A 4,072-nucleotide genomic window follows, 5' to 3' on the forward strand; every position below is an offset into this window, starting at 1 on the left:
AATTCTTCAATTATTTTATTTCTAAATTCTATCAACGAATACAGTTTATTATTTGTCACAAATATCTTCCTTTCCCAGCTAACTAGGCGCTAATGCTCTTCGAAAATCTCTTCAAGCCACGTCAGCTTCACCTTGCCGTAGATATATGTAACTGACTTCGTCAGTCTTATCTACAACCTCAAAACTGTGTTTTGAGCAACCTGCGGCTAGCTTCCTAGTTTGCTCTTTGATTTTCATTGAGTATAATTCAATTACCATTATTTTCTCCGATTTCTTGATAGTTTATAAAAAACCTAGGCTGTCACTCCTAAACAGTATGACAACCTAGGTTCAACAATTTACATTTTATAGGAGCGCATTATTTTGCTTTTGCTGCGTACTCTTCGTTACGTTTAATCATTTGTTTTCTGTACCAAGCAAAGATACCGATATAGAATACAAGGAAGACTACTGCACCAAGAATTGCTTTGATATCACCAGTTGTAGTGTTACCAATTGTCCAACCAAGAAGTTTTTCGATTGGTCCTTCAAGAGTAGAGTGAGTAATCAATTGAGTTTGGCTCACACCTTCTGGGAAGGCACCTACACCTTTAGCAAGTTCTGTTGCAAATGGCGCAATAAGTGTACCTGAAAGAAGGAAGAGTGGCAACAAGAGTGTTCCGAAGATAATCATACGGAGCAATTTACCACGCGTTACAACCAAGAGAGCTGGAGTAACACCCATAGCGATGATACCTGCAAGTGGCAAGATACCATTTCCAACTTTTGAAAGAAGCACTGCTTCAATCAACATGATTGGTGCAAGTACGTTGGCACAAGCCCAGATTTCAGCACGACCAGCGATGAATGGCCAGTCAAGACCGATATTGAATTTACGTCCTTGAAGACGTTTAGTAGCAACGTTTGTAATACCTTGTGATAGTGGTTCTACGGCTGCGATGAACCATGAACCGATAAGTGAGAAGAGTTCCAAAGATACACCGGCAGTCAAACCAAGAGACAACCATCCTTTGATAACAAGACGCCATTTATCTGCATCTTCAACTCCTGCAATTGGATGTGGAGTTCCCATAATACCGATTACAATACCAAGAATGAAACCGATAAAGAATTTAGATCCCCAGAAACCGATTTTCTTGTTCAATTTAGCAGCATCAAAGTCATATTTATCAAGACCTGGGAAGAATTTTTCAAAAATCTTATCCAAAACCATGATAACTGGGTTCATCATGTAGTTCATGTGAGTTGATGTCATTGGTGATGAACTTGGGGCGTTAAGAAGGTCATCAAATGTAGGTTTCATCAAGTCAGAGTTGATAATTTTCAACACACCGACAAGGACGATAGCTGCTGTAGCAATAAAGAGTGAAACCCCTTGACTCACACCATTGTTATCAGCATACCATTTAATCAAGAGACCTGTGATAGACAAGTGCCAGATATCAAAGATATCAACGTCAAGTGTATCTGTTTTCTTCATAGCTAGCATCACTATGTTGACAATCAACATGATGAGCAAGAAGTATAGTGTCCAAGCAGAACCCCAAGTGATTGTTGCGAGTGGTGCCCAACCAACGTCGGTAATACTCAATTGGATACCAGTGTTTTCAACGAATTTTGCTAGTGATGCTGAGAAAGCAGTGTTTAGCATACCGATGATAGCACCGATACCTGTAAGAGCGATGGCAAGTTTGATACCACCTTCAAGCGCTTTGGAGAATTTCACTCCAAAAAGTAAAGCCAATACTGTCAAAATGATTAACATGATGACAGGTCCACCTATTTCTAAGATGGGATTGAAAACCTTTCCGATTAGGTCAAAGATTGCATCCATAACAGTTCCTCCCTTTTTGATGTTATATGAATGTTAACAAATTAGAATTAGCTTAATCCGTGTTCTTTAATAGCTGCTTCAATATTGTCAAATACTGGAGCGCTCATTGCTGGGATACGGAATAAGATTGGCCCAGCTTCGATAACTGGGATACCTGGTTCAAAACCAAGGTCTGTTGCAGCGATTGGTGTAAAGATATCGTAACCTTTCATAAGGTCTTCGTTTACATCTTTCACCATGACTGCATCACAGTGAACATCGTAACCACGGTTTGAAAGTTCTTCTTCTAGAGCACTTTTAATTTGGTGACTTGAGTTAACACCTGCACCGCAGGCAGCAAGAATTTTAATCATATGGATCTCCTCCGATTTAATATTTTTAATAGACAAGATTAAGCGATTGCTTCAGCGATATAAGCATAGAGGGCTTCTGGTTCAGAAATTTTTGATAGGTCTTCAAGATGACCATTTCCTGTGAAGAAGTCCATCAACTGAGCAAGAATATTCGTTTGACTTGAACTTGAGTTATTAATGATAAAGAAGAGTAAAGATACTTCTACTTCCTTATCTGGCGCAATCATATTGTGGAAAGTCACCGGTTTTTCTAATCGAACCACTACAACTTTCTCCGCTAAATTATGAACAATATCTGTATGAGGAATAGCCACATTCGGCAAATCCTTACCCAAAAATTCCATATCTAAGCCAGTTGGAAATGACTTTTCACGCGTGATCAAGGCTTCACGATAGGTCGGAGTTACAATTTCTCGTTCTTCCAATAAAGTTGCAACCTGATCAAAGAGATGTTCTTGATTATCCGCTTCTAAGCAAAACACAAGGTTTTTGTCAAAGAAATGATCTAATCCCATAAGGTTTTCCCTTCTTTCCATTAACTTTATGCCATAAGTATAACACTATATGAAATCGTTGTCAATAGTTTTCTGTTAATTTTTGTCTTTTTTTATACTTTTGTTGTGTTTATAGTTTGTTATATAAAAATAAACAAACAAATATTCCAAGTATTTTTCTGTTCTAATACTCAATGAAAATCAAAGAGCAAACTAGAAAGCTAGGCACAGACTGCTCAAAACACCGTTTTGAGGTTGTGGATAGAACTGACCAAGTCAGTAACCATATCTACGACAAGCCGACGTTGACGTGGTTTGAAGAGATTTTCGAAGAGTATTATTTTCCTTCTTTATCAGGAAATAGATAGCCAATCCCTACACAAGCTAGGACGCCTGCTCCAATCACCAAGCCACTTGAAATTGGCAACAGGTCCAAAATTGCATTCGCAATGATAAAGGCAATAATCAAACACATCAGACTAGCCTTGTAATCCTTTTTCAAAAGATTCTCTAGAGTGAAAAAGAGGAACAGACCCACCGGAATCAAAGACCAGAGGTTGACATCTAAACTTGGCCAGCCAACAGAACTAAAATACACTACTGTCACTGCTGCTAATAAAAAGACAATTCCCAATAATTTTTTCATTTGTTTATCTCCAATTTTTTTATGAACTTGAGTTCTCTGATAGTGAAGCCTCACGTCCCTTACAAAAATCATTATAGTAGAGGTCAGTTTCAAGAACAAGTTCTTTTGCCTATCTGGTCTCTATATCAGTCTAAGTGGTTAAATAATGGCGATAAAATAAGGAAGCAGGGTAAGCGCGTCATAACAAGGTATCTATCATTCATGGAAGACCTCCTGTATACTATTAGTAAAGTAAAACTATTGGAGGATATTTTAATGCCACAACCTATTGTTCCTGTAGAGATTCCACAATCTCGAAATGATAGAAGAGCTTTTGGATAAGGTGTTGCTCTATGACAATTCATCTATCTAGCCTAGGGCAGGTCTATCTCGTATGTGGGAAAACGGATATGAGACAAGGCATTGATTCACTGGCTTATCTCATTAAAACCCACTTTGAATTGGATCCTTTCTCCGGTCAAGTTTTTCTCTTTTGTGGTGGACGTAAAGACCGCTTTAAAGCTCTTTACTGGGATGGTCAAGGATTTTGGCTACTATATAAACGTTGGCTACTATATAAACGCTTTGAGAACGGTAAGTTGACTTGGCCAAGTACAGAAAAGGATGTCAAAGCTCTCACACCTGAACAAGTAGACTGGCTGATGAAGGGCTTTTCTATCACTCCCCAAATAAATTCATCAGAAAGTCGTGATTTCTATTGAAATGATGCCTTTCTTTTTAGTATAATAAAGTTAGAAAACAAGGA

Annotated in this window: 7 protein-coding genes; 2 read left to right on the forward strand and 5 right to left on the reverse strand. The window is 38.2% G+C overall.

Going from position 1 to position 4,072, the window contains the following annotated elements; translation table 11 throughout:
* Nucleotides 1-111: 111 nt before the first annotated feature.
* From HT678_RS09845 to HT678_RS09860, 4 genes are all read right to left on the reverse strand, one after another.
* Nucleotides 112-258 carry a hypothetical protein gene (locus HT678_RS09845; protein ID WP_172924934.1) on the reverse strand — a complete coding sequence of 49 codons (147 nt, stop codon included), beginning with the start codon at nucleotides 256-258 and terminating at the stop codon, nucleotides 112-114.
* Nucleotides 259-358: 100 nt separating this feature from the next.
* Nucleotides 359-1,834 carry a PTS galactitol transporter subunit IIC gene (locus HT678_RS09850; RefSeq protein ID WP_172924936.1) on the reverse strand — a complete coding sequence of 492 codons (1,476 nt, stop codon included), beginning with the start codon at nucleotides 1,832-1,834 and terminating at the stop codon, nucleotides 359-361.
* 47 nt (nucleotides 1,835-1,881) lie between these two features.
* Nucleotides 1,882-2,187 (reverse strand): PTS sugar transporter subunit IIB, encoded by a 306-nt coding sequence (locus HT678_RS09855; protein ID WP_000590563.1) that lies wholly within the window; start codon nucleotides 2,185-2,187, stop codon nucleotides 1,882-1,884.
* A gap of 38 nt (nucleotides 2,188-2,225) precedes the next feature.
* Entirely contained in the window at nucleotides 2,226-2,702 is a 477-nt protein-coding gene (locus HT678_RS09860) for a PTS sugar transporter subunit IIA (RefSeq protein WP_000521974.1), read from the reverse strand.
* Between the two features lie 173 nt (nucleotides 2,703-2,875).
* Here HT678_RS09860 and HT678_RS11630 point away from each other — a divergent pair, with 173 nt between their 5' ends.
* Nucleotides 2,876-3,049, forward strand: coding sequence for a hypothetical protein (locus HT678_RS11630; protein WP_007285086.1), 174 nt, complete (start codon nucleotides 2,876-2,878; stop codon nucleotides 3,047-3,049).
* Here the strand turns inward: HT678_RS11630 and HT678_RS09870 are convergent.
* A complete protein-coding gene (locus HT678_RS09870; protein WP_054393255.1) occupies nucleotides 3,019-3,327 on the reverse strand; it encodes a hypothetical protein in 309 nt (102 codons plus the stop codon). The two genes, HT678_RS11630 and HT678_RS09870, sit on opposite strands and share 31 nt — an antisense overlap.
* A gap of 332 nt (nucleotides 3,328-3,659) precedes the next feature.
* On the opposite strand from HT678_RS09870, the gene tnpB reads away from it, so the two are divergent.
* Entirely contained in the window at nucleotides 3,660-4,028 is a 369-nt protein-coding gene (tnpB, locus tag HT678_RS09875) for an IS66 family insertion sequence element accessory protein TnpB (protein WP_172924938.1), read from the forward strand.
* Nucleotides 4,029-4,072: the final 44 nt, after the last annotated feature.

This window comes from Streptococcus sp. 3167, assembly GCF_013277175.1.
GTDB classification, from domain to species: Bacteria; Bacillota; Bacilli; order Lactobacillales; family Streptococcaceae; genus Streptococcus; species Streptococcus pseudopneumoniae.

Excerpts from the sequence above, each read along its gene's own strand:
- HT678_RS09845 (WP_172924934.1), bottom strand. The coding sequence starts at position 258 with ATGGTAATTGAATTATACTCAATGAAAATCAAAGAGCAAACTAGGAAG.
- HT678_RS09850 (WP_172924936.1), bottom strand. The coding sequence starts at position 1,834 with ATGGATGCAATCTTTGACCTAATCGGAAAGGTTTTCAATCCCATCTTA.
- HT678_RS09855 (WP_000590563.1), bottom strand. The coding sequence starts at position 2,187 with ATGATTAAAATTCTTGCTGCCTGCGGTGCAGGTGTTAACTCAAGTCAC.
- HT678_RS09860 (WP_000521974.1), bottom strand. The coding sequence starts at position 2,702 with ATGGGATTAGATCATTTCTTTGACAAAAACCTTGTGTTTTGCTTAGAA.
- HT678_RS11630 (WP_007285086.1), top strand. The coding sequence starts at position 2,876 with ATGAAAATCAAAGAGCAAACTAGAAAGCTAGGCACAGACTGCTCAAAA.
- HT678_RS09870 (WP_054393255.1), bottom strand. The coding sequence starts at position 3,327 with ATGAAAAAATTATTGGGAATTGTCTTTTTATTAGCAGCAGTGACAGTA.
- tnpB (WP_172924938.1), top strand. The coding sequence starts at position 3,660 with ATGACAATTCATCTATCTAGCCTAGGGCAGGTCTATCTCGTATGTGGG.